Below are 18,929 nucleotides of genomic sequence, written 5' to 3'. Positions count from 1 at the left end.
CACAAGTGCCTCTATCCACCCCTTGCCACAGGACAAAACCTGGCCTGCGGCTTCTTTGTTGGTCTGCTTCAGGGCATACTGTTCCCCCCTTGCAACTTTCCTCGGTTACACCGGGCATGACCATTGATTTTGTGACCCTGCTTCATCAAAGCGACTCCCTGCTGCTGTTTGTGGTGCTGGCCTTCGGCCTGCTACTGGGCAAGGTGAGGATCGGTACCTTCCAGATCGGCAACACCATAGGCGTGCTGTTCACGGCCCTGCTGTTCGGCCAGATGGGATTTCACTTCACCACCTCGACCGAAAACGTCGGCTTTATGCTCTTCATCTTCTGCGTCGGCATAGAGGCAGGCCCCCATTTTTTCAGCGTTTTCCTGCGCGATGGCATCCACTACATCAGCCTGACCCTGGTGATCCTGCTCTCGGCCCTGCTGCTGACGGTGGGGCTGGCCAAAGTCTTTAATCTGGGCCCAGGCCTGGCTGCTGGCATACTGGCAGGCTCTCTCACCTCGACCCCGGCCCTGGTGGGGGCACAGGATGCCCTGCGCAGCGGCTTGCTCAACCTGCCTCATCAGACCGACATGCAGGCCGTACTCGACAACATGGGCATCGGCTACGCCCTCACCTACCTGGTGGGGCTGGTGGGCCTCATGGTGGTGGTGCGCTACCTGCCGGCCCTGGCCCGGCTCGATCTCTCCACCGAGGCACAGAAGATAGCCCGTGAGCGGGGCCTGTCGGACAACGAGAATCGCAAAACCTATCTCCCTATCATTCGCGCCTACCGGGTCGGCCCCGAGCTTGCCGCCTGGATGGGGGGGCGCACCCTGCGCGAGACCGGCATCTACCCCCATACCGGCTGTTACGTGGAGCGGATCCGCCGCAACGGCATCCTGGCCAGCCCCGACGGGGACGCGGTGATCCAGGAGGGAGACGAGATCGCCCTGGTGGGGTACCCCACCAGCCACGAGAAGCTGGATGTGAACTATCGCAACGGCAAAGAGGTCTTCGACAAGGATCTGCTGGACCTGCAGATCGTCACCGAAGAGATAGTGGTCAAGAACGATGCCATCGTCGGGCGCCATCTGGCCGAGCTCAACCTGACCGAGAAGGGGTGCTTTCTCAACCGCATCGTCCGCTCCCAGATAGAGATGCCCTTTGATCGCAACATCATGCTGCAAAAAGGCGACGTGCTGCAGATAAGTGGCGAGAAGCAGAGGGTGAAGCAGCTGGCGGGCAAGATAGGCTTTATCAGCATCCACAGCCAGACCACGGACCTGGTCGCCTTCACCACCTTCTTCGTGCTGGGGCTGCTGATCGGCTCCGTCTCTCTGGTCTTCGGTCAGATCGAGTTTGGGCTCGGTAACGCGGTAGGTCTGCTGCTGGCCGGCATTCTGATGGGTTATCTCAGAGCCAACCACCCCACCGTGGGTTATGTGCCACCGGGCGCCCTGCGCCTGGCCAAGGATCTGGGTCTTGCGGTCTTCATGGTGAGTACGGGACTCAAGGCCGGGGGGGGCATTCTCGATCACCTGAGCGAGGTGGGGGCCGTGGTGCTCTTCTCCGGCATGGTGGTCACCGCCCTGCCCGTGCTTATCGGTTATCTGTTTGGTGTCTGGGTATTGAAGATGAACCCGGCACTGCTGCTCGGTGCCATCACAGGGGCTCGAACCTGTGCACCGGCCATGGACGTGGTCAACGAGGCGGCCAACAGCTCGATCCCCGCCCTCGGCTATGCGGGAACCTATGCGGTGGCCAACGTCATGCTTACCCTCGCCGGTTCATTTATTATCAGTTTCTGGCTTTAATATTTGATATCTATCAGCCCCCGCTCAGGGGGCTATTTTTTTGTCTATTTTCACTCTCACATAAATAACCACTGGACCAGTGGGATTATATATCTTCCCTCCAATCTCAACGATATTGCATAGTTAGACCGGGCCAACGGAGATAAGTCGGTTTAATATCTCTGCTATTCAGATATCTATGCAGTTCATCAGGGTGTAACACGATGAAACACAAAGAGAGCTTTGTTGAGGCTAATTTACGCACAATTAAAAACAATTCACTCACAGTCGGTTAACCACGCAGTTACCACATGTCAATAGCAACATCCGTCAACTGTAATTATTAGCGTAGACGGATATGATTCCTCCCGCACCTAAGTATGCGTGTGATACGTGTTTTGGGGGCCCGCCAGGGCCCCCCTTTTTTATATTCCGCCCGGTGCAATATTGCCCCATCAAAAATAAAAAAGGGGGCCATTTGCCCCCCATTCATATTTCAGTACTCTGCAATCAAGATTCCCACACCACGCTCTTGTGAGAGGGCCATTGATTGCCCAGATCAGCATAACGCTGCTCGAGCAGGTGGCGGCGGATCTTCATGGTGGGTGTCAGTACCCCGTTTTCAATATTCCAGGGCGTCTTGACCACGAACAGCCCCTTGAGCTTGGCGTGGGCCTCCAGCTTCTGGTTGACCCGCTCCCGGGCCAGATCGAGCACCCGCTCTATGTCTCCATGCTCTTCCTGCATCGCCTTCTCGGTCAACTGAACCAGGGCAATAGGCTGGGGCATACCGTAGCCGATGACACAAAGCTGCTCGATAAGAGGCTCCTGGCCCAACATCCCCTCGATGGGAACTGGGGCCACATACTTGCCCTTGGCGGTCTTGAAGACATCTTTCATGCGCCCTGTGATGGTCAGGTAGCCCTCGCCATCCAGCTTGCCCATGTCGCCGGTGTGCAGCCAGCCGTCAGCATCTATGGTACTGGCGCTGCTCTCGGGATCCTTGTAGTAGCCCACCATCATCCCCTCACAGCGGCAGAGGATCTCCCCCTCTTCGGAGATGCGCAGGCTCACCCCGACCCCCGCCTTGCCGACGGTCCCTATCTTGTCGGCCCGGAAGGGGTAGTTAAGGGTCGAGTAGGCGTGGTTTTCGGTCATGCCCCACGCCTCCGTGATATTGAGCCCTATGCTGCGATACCACTGCAGCAGGGAGGGTGCCACCGGTGCCGAGCCACAGCCGAGCACCCTGGCCTGATCCAGCCCCAACCCTTCGCGCAGTTTGCGCTTGATGAGGGTGGAGACGAGCGGGATCTTGAGCAACAGAGCCAGCTTCTGGGGCGGAAGCTTTTCGTAGATCTTGATGCGGAACATGGCCCACAGACGGGGGACCGAAATAAACACGGTAGGACGGCAACGCTTGATATCCTCGACGAAGGTGTCGAGAGACTCGGGGAAGGCGATGACGGCACCGCTGTAGAGGCTGCCCCCGTAGACATAAACCCGCTCCGTGATGTGAGCGAGCGGCAGATAGGAGAAACCACGATCCTCATCGCACAACCCCACCGTCTCCACCAGCTTCTCGCAGGACCAGGCATAGCGCTCCACCGAGAGCATGGCGCCCTTGGGCTTGCCGGTACTGCCCGAGGTGTAGACCAGGCTCAAGAGGCTATCTGGCTCCTGCACCGGGCTCTCGGCGATGGGCTCATGGCGCTTGATGAGATCACCCCAGTAGTACTGGGCCGGCATGGTCTCATACGGGAAGGCGATGCGCATCAGCTCGCCGGGGACGCCGGGCTCCTGGCTCTTCCAGTCGTCGAGCTTGCCGACGAAGATAGCCTTGGACTCGCTGTGGCGCAGCACATATTCGATGGTGTCGCTGTTGGCAGTGGGATAGATGGGGACGCTGACATAGCCTCCCATCTGCATCGCCAGATCGGCAATAAACCAGTGGGCGCAGTTTTTGGAGAGAAGAGCGACCTTGTCACCCGGGACCAGTCCCAAGGCACGCAAGGCCGCGGTGATGCGTCTCGCCTCGTCGGCCACCCTCGCCCAGCTGTAGTCCTCATACTGGCGGTTGATGGTCTGACGCAGATAGATCCTGTCGGGAGATTGCCGCTCCCAGTGATAGAGCATGTCGAGCGGCAACTTGTGAGCAATCTTTGAACGGGTGGCCATGGTTAATTCCCTGCAACATTAGGCACCCAATTATTAACACTATGTAAAGGCTCAGAAAAGAATTAATTCAAACTCCAGTTTGAAATGTGACTTAGGACTCAGCCTGCTCCTGCAGGCGCTGCCACATGGTCATCACGTGAGCCTGATCCTCATCGGAGAGCTCCCCCTGCAGGATCGCCTCGTTGAGGCTGCGCAGCACGTAGCTCTTCACATCACGCACCAGCGTCTTCCCCTCCAGCTCGGCGCGGGCCACCGCCAGGGAGATGTGTCCCCTGAGATACCCGCCGGCAAACAGCTCGTCATCGGTGGCGGTCGCCACCTGGCTGTCAATCAGCCCCAGCAGCTTGTGTTCATACTCTTGAATCGACAGGGAATTGAGAATCGACATGGAACAGCCTCTTTGGCCGGGATCTCCGGCACACAGGGTTATGATGTTAAGCGTCGGACCTAGGCCGGGTTGGCGACCGGATAGATCACCTGATCCCGCCAACCGGTGACGATGCGCCGATAGCCTTGCAGGGCCTGATCCAGCGTCCTGTCACCCGTATCCACCAGCAGGGGGCGTCCCTCCAGGGTAGCCAGCTTGCTCTTGGTGGCGATCACCAGGATGCGATCCAGACCCACAGCACGAAGCACCTCAGGGCTTAACTGCTGGTTGCCTCGTCCGAACAGATGTCCCTGCCCACCGATCGGGGTGATGATCAGGCTGCAGGGGCGCCCCGCTATCCGGGTAAGGATCTCGTCGGCGCGCAGATCCTGCCCGATCAGACGACCATTTTCCACCAGATCCACACCGAGCAGACTATTTTCCAGACCCAGCTCCTCCATGCAGGCCGCCACCGTTGTACCCGAGCCCATCAGGTAGAGGGTATCGGGCTCCATGCGGGAGACCACCTCGGCGGCGATATCGGCCAGCACCAAGGGCTCGGACTCTTTCCCCCCCGCCTTGACCGCCTGCACGAAACGCAGATCCTGGGGCACCAGCAACTCGCCGAAGTGACGCGCTCGCACCCGACCGGCACGAAACGCCTCCTCGTCGATATCCATCACCTCCCCCTGCGCCAGGGTCAGCAGCTCGCCCCCTATCATGCGGGCGGCCACCCTCCCTGCCGCCTGGGGCGTCACGGCGTAGACCCCGGAGTGGATCTTGCAGCCCGCGGGAATGCCGAGCACATGAGCCCGCTCGCCGACGGCGGCGCAAATGTCTCGCGCCGTGCCATCGCCGCCGGCGAAGAGCAGCAGATCGAGCCCCATCCCGGCCATGATGTGCGCCGCGCTGCGGGTATCCTCGGCACGGCTCTCGGCCCCCGGGTGATGACTTATCAGGGTATGAGGGATCCCCATCTCCCGGGCCAGGGTTTCGCCCATGGGGCCCGCCACCGTCACCAGCTCATAATCGAGCCCGGCAAGCTCACCGAGGGCCGCCCGGGCCCGCTCGGCCGAGCGGGGAACGGCCCCAAGCCGGCGCGCCTGCTCCACGACGCCATCAGAGCCCTTGAGGGCCACGCTGCCCCCCAACCCGGCGACGGGGTTGATGATCAAACCGAGACGAAACATGCCAACTCCTTTGGTCAATCCGGCCCCCATTCTAACGCCCTCTCCGAGCGGAGCAACACGGGCCCGACGGCCATAAAAAAAGCAGCGCCTGATGGCACCGCTTTTTCAACCGAAGGAAGGGGATCACTCCTCTTCCAGATAGGCATAACCCTGCAGGCCCAGCTCCAGCTCGTCGAGCAATGCCTTGCGCATGTCATCCCCCAGGGAGGGATGGCTGGCGATGCGCTGGTAGTTCTCGCGAATGACCGAGGGGTCTATGTTCACGTAGCGCAGCAGCTGATCGACGGTGTCACCGCGGACTATGTTGCGGATGTCCATCTGGCCTTCGTCATCGAGCCATACCTCGGCGCAGTGGGTGTCACCGAACAGGTTGTGCAGATCCCCCAGGATCTCCTGATAGGCACCGACCAGGAAGAAGCCGATGTGGCAATCTTCGTTCTCGCCGTAGTGAGGCATGGGCAGGGTGCTCTCGACACCCAGGCCGTCCACATAGTGCTCTACCTGACCGTCGGAGTCGCAGGTGATGTCCATCAGGATGCCACGGCGGGTCAGGGGGCGATCCAGACCGGTCAGCGGCAGCACAGGGAACACCTGGCCAATCCCCCAGGCGTCCGGCAGGGACTGGAACAGGGAGAAGTTGACGAAGCACTTGTCGGCCAGACGCTCGCTCAGCTGATCAGCCAGATCCCGGTGGTTACGGTTGATCGGGTTGAGACGCTCCTTGATGGCGAGGCAGACATTCTGGTGCAGGCTCTCGGCCCAGGCGCGCTGCTCCAGGTTGAGCAGGCCCATGGTGTACTGGGCATTGACGTCCGACAGGTCGGCCTGGGAGTCGTGGTAGATCTCCAGCAGGGAGGGATCTTCCCCTTCCAGGTCCATCCAGCTCTGCCACATGTTCTGCAGCAGGGTCGGCTCATCGTCACCGGGCGCCCGGATGTCGTTGACCTGTACCCCTTCGGCACCGATCACATTGGTGACCAGCACGGCGTGGTGAGCGGTCAGGGCACGGCCCGATTCGCTGATGATGGTCGGATGCGGCAAGTCGAACTCGCGGCAGACATCGCCGATGCCCCATACCACGTTGTTGGCATATTCGGAGAGGCTGTAGTTGGCCGAGCAGTGGCTCTGGGAACGGGTCCCTTCGTAGTCCACCCCCAGGCCGCCGCCCACGTCGACGATGGTGACGTTGGCACCCAGACGACGCAGCTCGGCATAGAAGCGACCGCACTCGCGCACACCGCCCTGAATATCGCGGATGTTGGCGATCTGGGAGCCCAGATGGAAGTGCAGCAGTTCGAGGCAGTCGAGCTTGCCCACCTGGCGGAGCTTGTCCACCAACTTGAGGATCTGGGTCGCGCTCAGACCGAACTTGGACATGGCGCCGCCGCTCGACTCCCACATGCCGGAGCCGGTGGAAGCCAGCTTGGCACGCACGCCGATATGGGGCTCGATGTTGAGACGGGCAGACTCTTCGAGTACCAGATCGAGCTCTGAGGGCTTCTCAACCACGATCACCACCCGGTGGCCCATCAGATTGCCGAGCAGTGCGTGACGCACATACTCGCGATCCTTGTAGCCGTTGCAGACGATGATGGAGCCTTGCTCGTGGTGGTGAGAGAGCACCGCCAGCAGCTCCGGCTTGGAGCCGGCTTCCAGACCCAGACGCGGTTTGTCGGTATAGGCGGAGCTGATGGTCTCGATGACGCGACGCTGCTGGTTCACCTTGATGGGGTAAACGCACAGGTAGTCCCCCTCGTACCCTGACTTCTCGATGGCCTGTCCAAATGCGTTGAACAGGGCATCGACCCGACTCTTGAGGATATCGGGGAAGCGCAGGAGTACCGGGGTGGTCAGGCCGGCTTGACGCAGCTGCTCGATGGCTTCAGAGATGACGATTTTGGCGTCAGGACGTGACTTGTCCGGAGCGACGGTGACGTGCCCCTCTTCATTGATGCCGAAGAAACCGGCCCCCCAGTAGGGGACGTTGTAGACCTTGAGAGAGTCCTTGCTGGACCAGTTAGTCATGGGCTATGCCTCGCTAATGAGCGGCTTGACGCCGCCTTCGTTACCCTCGATCACATCCAGACCATTTGCGGCAAGCCAAGGCTGCCTGGTGGATTTTGGGAAGTAACGAGTCTTGATGTGGGGCTGGTGGCTTTACATCAAGCTCAACGGTATGCGGGGGATACAACTGTATTCCGCGACGCTTTGATGGAGGCAGCTCGTTGCCACGCTGCCGTCTCATCCGGTGGCCGCAGAGCCGTCAGACGGGTTGGTCGAAAGGAGAGGGACGAAGCGCCGTTCCGCACAGGCGGAGAGGTTGACGACAACACACCACAGAACACGTCACGACCACTGACCGCCCATGACAAGGGGATAAGATTGAGCTGCGTCGCTCACTCGGTCAATCGGATGTATCGTGTCGCTGTTGTTCTCCCTGATACCGGATCCTGACCGGTATAAAAGAAACCAAACCCTTGCAGTGTCTGTCGTTTCTGCATGCCTCGCCCTATAGGCGCTCGATCCCGCTCCCGTTGGGGGGCAGGATCGGCGCGGAGTTTACACATAGAGCCGGCTCAGTGACAATAAAAAATAACGCTCAAAGATGGCGTTTCAATAAGTGGGTCAAATCCTGCAGCCGCCCTTGCCAGTAAAGGGGTTGCAGGCAGCTGACCGGACCGGTTTCCAGCTCTCCGAATACATCGCCAAAGTGGGCCTCCAGCTCGGGCTGCAGCGCCGAGGAGGAGATACGTTCGTGATAGAACCAGATGCGTCCATAACCATCCACCTGAAGCAGAGGTTTGTCGTGTCGCTCGGGCCAGTGAAAGTCCACCGTACAGAGGGATTGCGAGTCGTTGACCGCACTCTGGGGAGAGTGTCTGGACCACTCGCCAATCCAGTCTATCAGGGTCAGCGCCGCCACCTCATCGAGGTGATTGTCCTGGAGTTGCCGGTTGAATTCTGAATATTTCATGCACTCTCCTTGCATATTGATTTCCATCCAAACCGTACCATAACAAAAAAAGGCACACATTAAACAGGGAATAATGGCGAACGGCGCCCGGCAGGAGAGGATCAAATCCGGCCTTTGCCAACTTGTTACGAATACGCCAAAAACGTCACAAACCCTGTTCTGGAACAAGGTTTTCCCGATTATCCCTGCTCACAATGACCGACTCTCAACCCTTTTTCCGAGCCAGCTTATGACCCGCGTTGTCGATCGCTTTCTCCATTACGTTACCTTTCATACCCGCTCCGATGCGGCCAGCTCCGATTGTCCCAGCACACCGGGGCAATGGCTGCTCGCCCGCGCCCTGAAAGAGGAGCTGACGAGCCTGGGCCTCGAGGAGGTCGTGCTCGATGAGCACGGCTATCTGACTGCACGCCTGCCGGGCAACTGCCCCGAGGCGCCGGCCATCGGCCTTATCGCCCACATGGATACCGCCGATTACGAAGCCTGCGAGGTACGTCCCCAGCTGGTGGAGAACTATCAGGGGGGGGATATCTGCCTTGGCAAGGGGGATGAAGTACTCTCGTTGCGCCAGTTCCGTTGCCTGAAAAACTATTTGGGACAGGATCTTATCACCACAGACGGAACCACCTTGCTCGGTGCCGACGACAAGGCGGGGATCGCCGAGATCCTCACCTGTGTGGAAGAGCTCATCGCCCACCCCGAGATCCCCCGCGGCGATCTCTGGATCGGCTTCACCCCCGACGAGGAGATAGGTCGCGGTGCCGATCACTTCCCGCTGGATCGCTTCAAGGCGCGCTGGGCCTACACGGTCGATGGGGGGGAGCTCGGCGAGCTGGAGTACGAGAACTTCAATGCGGCCAGCGCCACCCTGATCATCACCGGCAACAACGTCCACCCGGGCAGCGCCAAGGGCGCCATGATCAACAGCCAGACCCTGGCCGCTCGCTTCCATCTCAGCCTGCCAGACGATGAGACCCCGGAGTGCACCGAAGGGTATCAGGGCTTCTATCACCTGGCCTTAAGCGAGGGTTCGGTGGAGCAGAGCCGGCTCGAGTACATCATCCGTGACTTTGACGATGCAACCTTCCAAAGCCGCAAGGCCATCATGGCCCGCCTCGCCGAGGAGCTGCAGCAGGCCCACCCGGAGGCAAAAGTCACGCTGGCTATCCAGGATAGCTACCGCAATATGCGCGCTCAGATAGAGCCCCATATGCATATTATCGAGCTGGCCAGGGCGGCGATGGCGGCGGCCGATGTCACCCCCAGAGTCAAGCCGATCCGCGGTGGCACCGACGGTGCACGCCTCTCCTTCATGGGCCTCCCCTGCCCCAACCTCTTCACTGGCGGCCACAATTTCCACGGCAAACACGAGTTTATTCCCGTCCCCTCCATGGAGAAGGCGGTGGCGACCCTGATAGCCCTGGTGCGACTGACCGCCCAGTGGCGTGGCTAAGCAACCCAAAGAGAAACGGCAGGCGTGCCTGCCTGCCGTTTTACACACCTCGCCCCCTGGCCCTTAATCCGTGATGACGATAGCCACCCTGCGGTTTTGGCTGCGCCCCTCCCGGGTCTTGTTGCTGGCCACCGGATAGCGCTCACCCAGACCACGCACCTCCAGGTTGGCGACCGGCATTCCGGCGTCGATCAGGCTGTCAGCCACCGACTGGGCCCGCTGCCGGGAGAGTTGCTGGTTGTAGCTCTCATCACCGTTTGAATCGGTATGTCCATCCAGACGCGCCCAGTCGATCCCGACCGAGAGCAGAGAGTGGGCAATTTTCTGCACCACGGCACGGCTATCGGGGTTGAGGGTGCGCGACTCGTTGGCAAAGAGCACCCTGTCGCTCAGCCCCAGACTCCACCCCTCCTCGACCTGGGTAAATCCCCGGGCCTTGAGCAGGGCTATCTGGGTCTCATTAAGGCGGCCGGCAGGCGGGCTCTGGCAACCGGCCAGCAGCAGGGCAAACATGCCCATCAGGAAAACCGAAAATCGTCTCATCGTCTTACCTCGTCTTCATTGACATCATCGAAAGCACGGGCCTCCTGTTTGGCCCGGTACATCTCCTCATCGGCCTGCTGCATCAGGCGTTCGGCATCCAGATCCCAGGGCGGGCAGTGGCTGTGGCCAATGCTCAAGGTCGCCAGCAGGGTCTGGCCATCCGGCAGCGCAATAGGCTGCTCCATCCCCTTGTGCAGCATCCTGATCCGCTGCTTGAGCGCCACCTCGTCAAAATAGGGGAGCAAGAGGGCAAACTCGTCGCCCCCGAGACGCGACGCCAGTGCCGAAGGCGGCAGCTGGACCCGAAGGCGAGCCGCGATGGCCACCAGCACGGCATCGCCGGCGGCGTGACCATAGGTGTCGTTGATCGGCTTGAACAGGTTGCAGTCGATATAGAGCAGCCCCAGAGGCGCCTGCTGACGCTGACACAGAAGCAGGCTCTGGGTCAGGCGCTCTTCGAACAACGCCCGGTTGGCCAGCCCGGTCAGGGGATCGTGGGTAGCCTGATGGCGCAGATCCGCCTGCACCTCTTCGTGCCACTGCTGCCAGCGCTCCAGCTCGCCGAGCAGGGCGTTGACATCCTCGTTGAGGGCATTGAGCTCGGCGATCTCGCTGCCGGGCAGACGCGGGGTAAAGTCCTGCTCGACCCGCACCCGGTGCAGCACGCTGACCAGATGGCGCAGCGGCGTCATGATCCGGCTCAGGGTGTGGCGGGTCAGCCAATAGGCCCCCTGCAGACTCAGCAACAGGCAGGCGACGACCGCCAACACGACCCCCATCACAAACTGCAACAGGGTATGCCCATTGGCAGTCAGCTCGACGGTCGCTATGCTCCGTCCGTTGCTCTCCACCGGCACCCGGATCAGTTCGGGCATCAACCTGCGGGAGAACCAGCGCTCGATCCCGAGATCGCCCTGTGACTGGCCATGCTCCCAACGGGTGAAGAGGCGCCCGTCAGGAAGGCGGATACGGACCATGGCGATCTCCTCATGACGAGCGATCGAGTCCAGAGTCTCCCGAGCGGCCGCCTCATCATCGAAGACGACGGCAGCCTCGACCGTGTAGCTGATGGCCCGGGCCACCAGCTCGGCATTGTGAATGGCATAACCACGCAGGGCCCAGATGGCAAACAGAGTCAGTCCGGTACCGCATAGCAGGATCGCCAGCAACATGCCCCCCAGATGACCCCGATGGAGCATCTGGCGCAGGGTTTGTCTAACCTGCATCAGGGGGCCCTCCCCTTGCGTCCCAGCTTCAACACACCGGGATGCACCTTGACGCCACTGCGGGCCAGTGCGTCCAGATTGACCCTGAAACTCACCCTTTCGTCCCCGACCTGCAAACAAAACGCCCCTCCGGCCACACACTCCCGGTTATTCTCCTCCAGGGTGAGTACGGCCGAGCCCGCCAGGCGGGTGGCGAGACGCAGACGTGCCGCATCGTCGAGGACCCCGAGATAGAGGGCATCGCACTCGGCGGCAAGGGTGGGCTCATCGAGCCCCATGCGTTGGGTCACCATGGGCCTGCCGTCGCGCAGCTGACGCAGCCCCAACAGGGGATCGGCATATTCGGTGGGAGCGGCGACGCACAGCCGCAAGGAGTCATGAGAGCGGGGCCAGCGGGTATAGGCGAGGATATCGAGCACCACATCACAGACTGCCACGCCGCGGCGCTCGGCCTGGCTCAGTGGCACCTCGGCATGGACAGCTCCGGTCATGAGGAGCGCGAGAACCGCGCCCCTCACGAAGCGGTTATTTCTTGCCGAGACCATAGTCCCGCAGCTTGTTGGCGATGGCGGTATGAGAGACCCCAAGGCGCTTGGCCAGTTGCCGGGTGGAGGGGAAGGCGGGATAGAGCCGCTCGAGCAGGCGGCGCTCAAAACGCTTCACCGCTTCATCCAGATCCCCCTCGAACCACTCGTCGATGACGGGCATGGGCTCGCTCTCGGTGGGCAACTCGATCTGCTCGGGACCCAGCTCGTCTCCCTCCAGCAGGGTCATGGCCCGATAGAGACAGTTACGCAGCTGGCGCACATTCCCCGGCCAGCGATAGGCCTGCAGCACGTCACCCAGGTTACGGGTCAGCCGTGGCCGGCTGCGTTGCTGCTCGCTGGCAAAACGCGCCACGAAGTGCTGGGCCAGGGGCAGAATATCGGCCTTGCGCTCGCGCAACGGGGGCAGGTTCAGGGTGAGCACGTCGAGGCGATAGAAGAGATCCTCGCGAAACCGCCCCTCGGCCACCAGCTCACGCAGGTTCTTCTGGGTGGTGCAGATGAAGCGCACATTGACCTGCACCTCCTGCTCGTCACCCACCCGGCGAAACACCCCGTCCTGCAGCACCCGCAAGAACTTGGTCTGCAGGTGCGGTGACATGTCGCCGATCTCGTCGAGCATCAGGGTGCCGCCACTGGCCAGCTCCAGCACGCCGCGCTTGCCCTCGGTATTGTTGCCAAAGGCGCCGGGGGCATAACCAAAGAGCTCGCTCTCGGCCACGTTATCGGGCATGGCGGCGCAGTTGAGCGCCATGAAGGGGTGGCTCGAACGCAGGCTGGCGCCATGACAGGCGCGAGCCAGCAGCTCCTTGCCGGTGCCCGTTTCCCCCATGATAAGCAAGGGGGCATCCTGCATCGCCAGCTTGGCCGCCTCGACCAGCACCTGCTTCATACGGCTGCTCTGGCCCTGAATGTGCTCGAAGCCACCGATCTCGTCGGCATGCAGGGCACTGAAGTGCAGCCCGACGCGACGGGCGGACTTGAGCACCACCACGGCGCCGGCCAGGGCCTGGCGCCCCTTCTCCTCGTCCACAAACAGAGGGATGAGATCGGCCAGGTACTCCTCTCCACCCAGCCCCAGCTTGCAGGTCTGGGCCCTGGGATCGCTCGACTCCAACCAACGGCTGAAGGCAAAACCCTTGATGTGGTGCCCGAGGGCACCGCCCCTGAGCTCCTCTATGGTGGTGCCGAGGGCGCTCAGGGCCGCCTGGTTGGCCTGGGTGATACGACCGCGCACGTCCAGGGAGAAGATGAGATCGGGCAGGGCCTTGAGCAGGGCCTGGATCTCGTGATGCTCCCGCTCGGAGGGCATATAGGGAATGGTCTTGACGTCATAGACACCCGGGATGCGCCGGATCTCGGGCATCAGGTGCTGAAAATCGGAGAACTCCAGCTCGGGGAAGTTGAGATAGATGATGCCGGAGGTGTCGATCTCGATGCCACGCAGGTCGATATTACGCTCCACCAGGCGGTCAAGCAGCTCCCGGGTCAGCCCCAGGCGGTCTTCACAACTCACTTCGAGACGCATGTGAGGGTCAATTCCTTACTGACTTTTCAATAACGGCGGATGATACAGACTCACTCTTGTCGGGGCGAGCCCTGACCGGAAAAAATGCGGGCCCGACGGCGATTTGCCGTCAGGCCCTGACCGTTTACGCCTTAAAGCAGGCCGTCGGTGCGCGCCGCCATGATGAAGTCGTTGCGATGCAGCCCCCCTATCTTGTGAGTCCACCAGGTGACGGTCACCTTGCCCCACTCGGTGAGAATGGCCGGATGGTGGAACTCGGCCTCGGCCAGCTCTCCCAGTCGGTTGGTAAAGGCGAGCGCTTCCTTGAAGTTGCGAAAGGCAAACTCGCGCCTGAGCATCAGCCCCCCCTGCTCCACCACGGGTTGCCAGTCGGGGATGCCTCCCATCAATTCGGCAAGCTCGGCATCGCTTACCCTTGGGGCATCGGCACGGCACGCCTCACAGCGCTCGGCAGCCAGTTCACTCATAGGTTCAACTCCTTGTTACCGGTCTCTACCGGCTTGGGGGGATAGAGGGGAGGACGCAGCCCGAGACGCATCGCCTCGCGCACCCTCCCCATGATGTCGCTGTCGGCCAACTCGAACAGGGTTTCGATCCGATCCAGCATGAAGTAGACAGGTTGCATGATATCGATGCGATACGGGGTGCGCAGCACCTCCAGCAGATCGAAAGGCTCGACTCTCGGCGTCGGGCTCAGGGCATAGCGGGTCTCACCGATGGAAGAGAGGATGCCGCCACCGTAGATCCGGGGACCATCTTGGGTCTGTAGCAGGCCAAATTCCACCGTAAACCAGTAGAGGCGAGCCAGAAAGATTCTTTCCTCCTTGCTTGCCGCCATGCCGAGGCGCCCATAGACATGGGTGAAGTGGGCGAAGGCCGGATTGGTCAGCAAGGGGCAGTGGCCGAAGATCTCGTGAAAGATGTCGGGCTCTTGCAGGTAGTCGAGCTCTTGTGGGGTGCGGATAAAGGTGGCGACCGGGAAGTGTCGATCCGCCAGCAGGGCGAAGAAGCGATCAAACGAGATGAGCGCCGGCACCGCCGCCACCGACCAACCAGTGCTCTCGCGCAGCACCCGACTTATCTCGCCGAGCTGGGGAATGCGCCCGGTGGGTAGCGCCAGGCGCGTCAGGCCGGCGATATACTCGTCACACGCCCGTCCCGGCAACACCTCGCTCTGGCGGGTTATCAGGGTATGCCAGGTGGCATTTTCCTCTGCGCTCCAGGGGATGCGGCCATCCGGGCCACTCTCCCTGGCGTGGTACTGGGTTCCTTTCATCACATCATCCTGATCTTGTGGGGCTGACACCCCCTTAGTTGTCAGGTTAACGATTCGACCGAAAAAAAAGCAGCCACCCGTCGACGGTGGCTGCCCTTTCGTGATGTAACCAAATTGTTACAGGGCTATTCTGGCGCTTCACCGCGCCGGGTCAGGTAACCCGTCACCTTCTCGACCAACGCCTTGCGATAACTGGCCAGACGAGGCCTCTCCTCTCCCAGCCAGGGGATGGGGCGGCAACTCTCCATCACCTTGATGCCAAGGCGGGCGGTGAGCAGGCCGGCCCCCACCCCCTGAGCCGCCCGCACCGAGAGCCGACCGGCCAGATCGGCCCCCAGCACATCCATGCCCACATCGGTCACCAACTCGGTGGCGCCCGCATAGACTAGATTACGCAGCACCTGACGGATGAGGCGAATGCGGCTCCAGTAGCCGAGTTCAATCCCGTAGACATCGGCAATATCGTCGATCATGCGCAGGTTACGCCACAGGATCAGGGCCATGTCCACCACCGCCAGCGGGCTCACGGCGACCATGACGGCCGCCTCGGCGGCCCACTTGACCACCCGCCCCCGAGCCTGGCGATCCCGCTCGGCGAGCACCAGCTGACTGTAGAGGGTGAGCGCCTCCCGATCGCTGTGAGTGGCCTCCAGCTGATCACAGAAGCGCCGATACCCCTCGCTTCCCTGCTCACCCGACTCCCGGGCCAGTTGCTCGCAGAGGGTGGCGCCCTGTCCAACCCCCTGATGGGCCAGCAGATCCTCGGCACGCGAGCGCACGTCCTGGCGCTTCTTCAGCCGCCGCAAGCGGCGCCACTCGCGCCCCAGCGCCAGCGAGGCGCCGCATAAGACCAGCCCGGATGCGATCAGCCAGGCGCCGCCCCAAAGGGGCTCGCTCAACCATTGCTGCCACAGGAAGTGACCATATTGGGCCAACGAGAGGAGTCCAATTCCGGCGGCGCCCCAGGCGAGCAAGCGGTGACGGCGACGGGGACGCACCGGGTGGCGAAGGGTCTGCCCGACCTCCTCCTCGAGAGGGGCGAAGCTCGCCTCCTCCAGCCGGGTGGCGGGCGCCGGACGGGCGGGCTCCGGCTCGGGAGATAACGTATCGAGGACTATCTTGCCACGGGGCTTTTCCTGGATCATGGGACTCCTTAGGTGAGCTTGTCGCCGAGCAGATACTCCAGCGCGGCATCGAGACGAATATGGGGCATGGCCTTGTGAGGATCCATCTGCAGGGGCCGAAACGAGTGAAAATCGAAACTGCCCTTCTGCCACCAGGCGGCAGAGGGGGGAGTGGCGGGGACCTCACCGGGGAAGAGCAGCAGGGCATGCCCCTCCAGATCTTCTCCCTTGAGGGCAGGAAAGGTACGCCCCTGGCTCTGCCCCTGCCCCACCTCGGTGGCCCGCACCGAGGCGAGCGCCATGCACTCGGTCTCGATCCCCTCGAAGCGCGCCTGACCTCGGCCAGAACGAATGAGGGACTGTAGCAGGGAGAGCAGCGCCGGATGTTGCTCCGGGGTGACGTGATCGGCCTTGCTGGCCACCAGCAGCAGCTTGTCGATGCGCGGGGAGAAGAGGCGTCGCCACCAGTTACTCTTGCCGTAGGTAAAGCTCTCCATGATGCGCGAGAGCGCCTGCTGCATGTCGGCAAAGCTGCCGGGACCGGCATTGAGGGGCTGCAGGCAGTCGACCAGCACTATCTGACGATCGAAGCCGGCGAAGTGCTCCTCATAGAATCCCTTGACCAGATGCTGCTTGTAGTGCTCGAAGCGCTCGCGCAGGGTGTGATAGAGAGAGCCTGCCGGACACTCCCCCGCGGGCGCAGGCCACACCCAGGGGACAAACTGCAGCATGGGGGCCCCGGCATATTCGCCCGGCAGTACGAAACGGCCGGGCTGGATCAGGTGCAGCCCCAGCTCCTCCTTGCAGCGATGCAGCCACCGGGTATAGGCCTCGGCCACTTGGGCCAGTTGCGCCTCGTCGAGGGGCCCATCGGGCTGCCAGCGGGTATCCAGCCAGGGGGCGGCCAGCTGACGCAGGGCGCTCTCCTCGAGCTGGAGACGAACCTGCTCGCTCCACTGCTCGAAGCTTTGCTCCAGCAGGGGGAGATCGAGCAGCCATTCGCCGGGATAGTCGACAATCTCCAGATAGAGAGTACTGCTCTCGGCCAGCTGGCGGCGCAGCAGATGACGGCTCTGATAGCGCAGCTCGAGCCGGATCTCGGCCACCCCCCGGGTTGCCTGTGGCCAGGCGGGGGGCGAGCCATAGAGGGAGTGCATGCCCCGCTCGTAGGGAAAGGTGGGAATATGGTGGTTGACTTGAGGCACCCGGCGCGCCCCGAGCAAGCGCCCCTGGCGCGCCACCTCCCACTGGGGAAGGCGGGCATCGAGGGCGGCGTGCTCGAGTTGATTGACCAGGGCGGTGATGAAGGCCGTCTTGCCCGAGCGCGACAGCCCGGTGACGGCAAGGCGAACGTGTCGGTCGAGGCCACGGTTAACCACATCCGTGGCCCTCTCCTGCCAACGCCTCAGTGTGTGTTCGAGGCTCATCAGAGGTTGCGAAACTCCCGTTGCAGATGGAACTCGCGCGAGGTGACCAGCTTCTCGATGGCCTGCAACCTGGGCTCCAGACGATCGAGCTCGGCGCTCACCTTGCCCAGCGCCTGGCGCGGGGTGGCCCCGGCTTGCCAGCTGCGCTCCTTCATCAGGATCCCCTCCTCCATCTGGCGTACCGGTCGCTTGTCGAGGAGCAACCAGGCGGCGCAGTAGGCGATAAAGGTGATAAAACCGGCGAAGATCAGCCCGGAGATAGCCAGCAATCTGACGATCCAGGTCTCGACCCCGAAGTAGTCGGCCAACCCGGCGCAGACACCGGCTATCTTGCCGCTGCGAGGGTCACGATAGAGGCGACGGCCCGCGTCGTGAAGCCCGCTCATACGCGGCTCCTCCAGCCCGGTACCTCAGAGTCGAGGATCGACTCGAGGGCGGCGACACGCTCCTGCATCTTCTCGGCACGGCTGACGAGGCCATGGAGCTGCATCCGCTCCTCCTCGGCCAACCCCTCCCCCAGACGCCCCTTGGCACGGTAGTGAAGGATGAGCCAGATAGGCGCCACCACCACCATGAAGACCACCATGGGGATCATCAAAATTCCGAGCAGATCTTCCATCCTTTACTCCCCTTGCTTGTTGTCGCCCTGACCGAGTTTACTGCGCAGGGCCTCCAGTTCACGACTTATCTGATCGTCGACCTCCAGCTCGGCAAACTGGGCCTTGAGGGAGCGGTCGGCCCCCAGATCGGCACGGGCCTCCATCTCGTCGATACGACGCTCCATGCGGTCGAACTTCTCCATGGCGGCCTGGCCGCTACCCCGCTCCAGAGTGCTCTGGACGCTGATACGGCTGCTGGCCGCCTCGCTGCGCAGGGTCATCGCCTTCTGCCTGGCTCGGGCATCTTCCAGCTTGGCTTGTAGCTGGCTTATCTCCTCGCTCAGCTTGGCGATACCGGCGTCGGCGGCGGCCAGCTCACGACCGAGCGCCTCCACCACCTCGCCCTGCTTCTTCTTCTCGATGAGGGCGGCACGGGCCAGATCCTCACGCCCCTTGGTCAGCGCCAGCTCGGCCTTCTCCTGCCAGGCCTGCACCTCCTCCTCGTGGCGGGCGATCTGGCGGTCAAGCTCTTTCTGATTGGCGAGGAAGCGGGCCAGGTTGGAGCGCTCCTTCACCAGCTCATCCTCCATCTCCTGGATGATCAGACGCACCATTTTCTGGGGATCCTCCGCCTTGTCGAGCAGGGCAGAGAGGTTAGAGTTGATGATGTCGGCAAGCCGGGAAAAAATGCCCATTGTAGACTCCTGTTGTACGTTCACGG

General features: G+C 61.9%; 18 protein-coding genes. 2 read left to right on the top strand and 16 right to left on the bottom strand.

Annotated elements, in window-relative coordinates:
* Positions 1-116: 116 nt before the first annotated feature.
* Positions 117-1,802, top strand: a complete 1,686-nt coding sequence (locus BN1133_RS05785) for an aspartate:alanine antiporter (RefSeq protein ID WP_050665594.1) — start codon at positions 117-119, stop codon at positions 1,800-1,802.
* A gap of 489 nt (positions 1,803-2,291) precedes the next feature.
* On the opposite strand, the gene BN1133_RS05780 is transcribed toward BN1133_RS05785, so the two are convergent.
* The 5 genes from BN1133_RS05780 to BN1133_RS05760 all read right to left on the bottom strand — a co-directional run bounded on the left by BN1133_RS05780 (position 2,292) and on the right by BN1133_RS05760 (position 8,487).
* Positions 2,292-3,956 carry an AMP-binding protein gene (locus tag BN1133_RS05780; RefSeq protein WP_050665593.1) on the bottom strand — a complete coding sequence of 555 codons (1,665 nt, stop codon included), beginning with the start codon at positions 3,954-3,956 and terminating at the stop codon, positions 2,292-2,294.
* A 91-nt stretch (positions 3,957-4,047) separates the two neighbouring features.
* The gene (locus tag BN1133_RS05775; protein WP_050665624.1) at positions 4,048-4,326 is read right to left on the bottom strand and encodes a YfcL family protein; all 279 of its coding nucleotides are present in this window, start codon (positions 4,324-4,326) and stop codon (positions 4,048-4,050) included.
* Between the two features lie 77 nt (positions 4,327-4,403).
* On the bottom strand, positions 4,404-5,513 hold the full coding sequence (locus BN1133_RS05770; protein WP_050665592.1) for an ATP-NAD kinase family protein: 1,110 nt from the start codon (positions 5,511-5,513) through the stop codon (positions 4,404-4,406).
* Positions 5,514-5,636: 123 nt separating this feature from the next.
* Positions 5,637-7,538: a biosynthetic arginine decarboxylase gene (gene speA, locus BN1133_RS05765; protein ID WP_050665591.1), complete on the bottom strand. Its 1,902-nt coding sequence runs from the start codon at positions 7,536-7,538 to the stop codon at positions 5,637-5,639.
* A gap of 574 nt (positions 7,539-8,112) precedes the next feature.
* Positions 8,113-8,487, bottom strand: coding sequence for a hypothetical protein (locus BN1133_RS05760; RefSeq protein WP_050665590.1), 375 nt, complete (start codon positions 8,485-8,487; stop codon positions 8,113-8,115).
* Between the two features lie 229 nt (positions 8,488-8,716).
* Between BN1133_RS05760 and pepT the strand changes: the two genes are divergently transcribed.
* Positions 8,717-9,940 (top strand): peptidase T, encoded by a 1,224-nt coding sequence (gene pepT / locus BN1133_RS05755; RefSeq protein ID WP_050665589.1) that lies wholly within the window; start codon positions 8,717-8,719, stop codon positions 9,938-9,940.
* 63 nt (positions 9,941-10,003) lie between these two features.
* Here pepT and BN1133_RS05750 read toward each other — a convergent pair whose 3' ends face one another.
* The 11 genes from BN1133_RS05750 to pspA all read right to left on the bottom strand — a co-directional run bounded on the left by BN1133_RS05750 (position 10,004) and on the right by pspA (position 18,903).
* Complete coding sequence (locus tag BN1133_RS05750) at positions 10,004-10,483, bottom strand: outer membrane lipoprotein YfiB (protein ID WP_050665588.1); 480 nt, start codon at positions 10,481-10,483, stop codon at positions 10,004-10,006.
* Complete coding sequence (locus BN1133_RS05745) at positions 10,480-11,709, bottom strand: diguanylate cyclase DgcN/YfiN (protein ID WP_050665587.1); 1,230 nt, start codon at positions 11,707-11,709, stop codon at positions 10,480-10,482. Before BN1133_RS05745 ends, BN1133_RS05750 begins: the two co-directional genes overlap by 4 nt.
* Positions 11,709-12,200, bottom strand: coding sequence for a regulatory sequestration protein YfiR (locus BN1133_RS05740; RefSeq protein ID WP_224160887.1), 492 nt, complete (start codon positions 12,198-12,200; stop codon positions 11,709-11,711). Before BN1133_RS05740 ends, BN1133_RS05745 begins: the two co-directional genes overlap by 1 nt.
* Before the next feature lie 34 nt (positions 12,201-12,234).
* Positions 12,235-13,782 (bottom strand): transcriptional regulator TyrR, encoded by a 1,548-nt coding sequence (gene tyrR, locus BN1133_RS05735; protein WP_050665585.1) that lies wholly within the window; start codon positions 13,780-13,782, stop codon positions 12,235-12,237.
* A 131-nt stretch (positions 13,783-13,913) separates the two neighbouring features.
* A complete protein-coding gene (locus BN1133_RS05730; RefSeq protein WP_050665584.1) occupies positions 13,914-14,249 on the bottom strand; it encodes a 4a-hydroxytetrahydrobiopterin dehydratase in 336 nt (111 codons plus the stop codon).
* Positions 14,246-15,058 (bottom strand): phenylalanine 4-monooxygenase, encoded by an 813-nt coding sequence (phhA, locus tag BN1133_RS05725; protein ID WP_153006657.1) that lies wholly within the window; start codon positions 15,056-15,058, stop codon positions 14,246-14,248. The genes BN1133_RS05730 and phhA overlap by 4 nt, the downstream gene beginning before the upstream one ends.
* A gap of 125 nt (positions 15,059-15,183) precedes the next feature.
* Positions 15,184-16,203 (bottom strand): YcjF family protein, encoded by a 1,020-nt coding sequence (locus tag BN1133_RS05720; RefSeq protein WP_050665582.1) that lies wholly within the window; start codon positions 16,201-16,203, stop codon positions 15,184-15,186.
* Positions 16,204-16,211: 8 nt separating this feature from the next.
* On the bottom strand, positions 16,212-17,609 hold the full coding sequence (locus tag BN1133_RS05715) for a YcjX family GTP-binding protein (RefSeq protein WP_050665581.1): 1,398 nt from the start codon (positions 17,607-17,609) through the stop codon (positions 16,212-16,214).
* Complete coding sequence (pspC, locus tag BN1133_RS05710; protein ID WP_050665580.1) at positions 17,609-17,995, bottom strand: envelope stress response membrane protein PspC; 387 nt, start codon at positions 17,993-17,995, stop codon at positions 17,609-17,611. Before pspC ends, BN1133_RS05715 begins: the two co-directional genes overlap by 1 nt.
* Positions 17,992-18,228, bottom strand: coding sequence for an envelope stress response membrane protein PspB (gene pspB, locus BN1133_RS05705; protein WP_050665579.1), 237 nt, complete (start codon positions 18,226-18,228; stop codon positions 17,992-17,994). The genes pspC and pspB overlap by 4 nt, the downstream gene beginning before the upstream one ends.
* Positions 18,229-18,231: 3 nt before the next feature.
* A complete protein-coding gene (gene pspA, locus BN1133_RS05700) occupies positions 18,232-18,903 on the bottom strand; it encodes a phage shock protein PspA (RefSeq protein WP_050665578.1) in 672 nt (223 codons plus the stop codon).
* Positions 18,904-18,929: the final 26 nt, after the last annotated feature.

Source organism: Aeromonas schubertii (assembly GCF_000820105.1).
Classification (GTDB): domain Bacteria; phylum Pseudomonadota; class Gammaproteobacteria; order Enterobacterales; family Aeromonadaceae; genus Aeromonas; species Aeromonas schubertii.
Note: the sequence above shows the minus strand (reverse complement) of the source record. Positions and strands in the feature narration are given on the sequence as shown.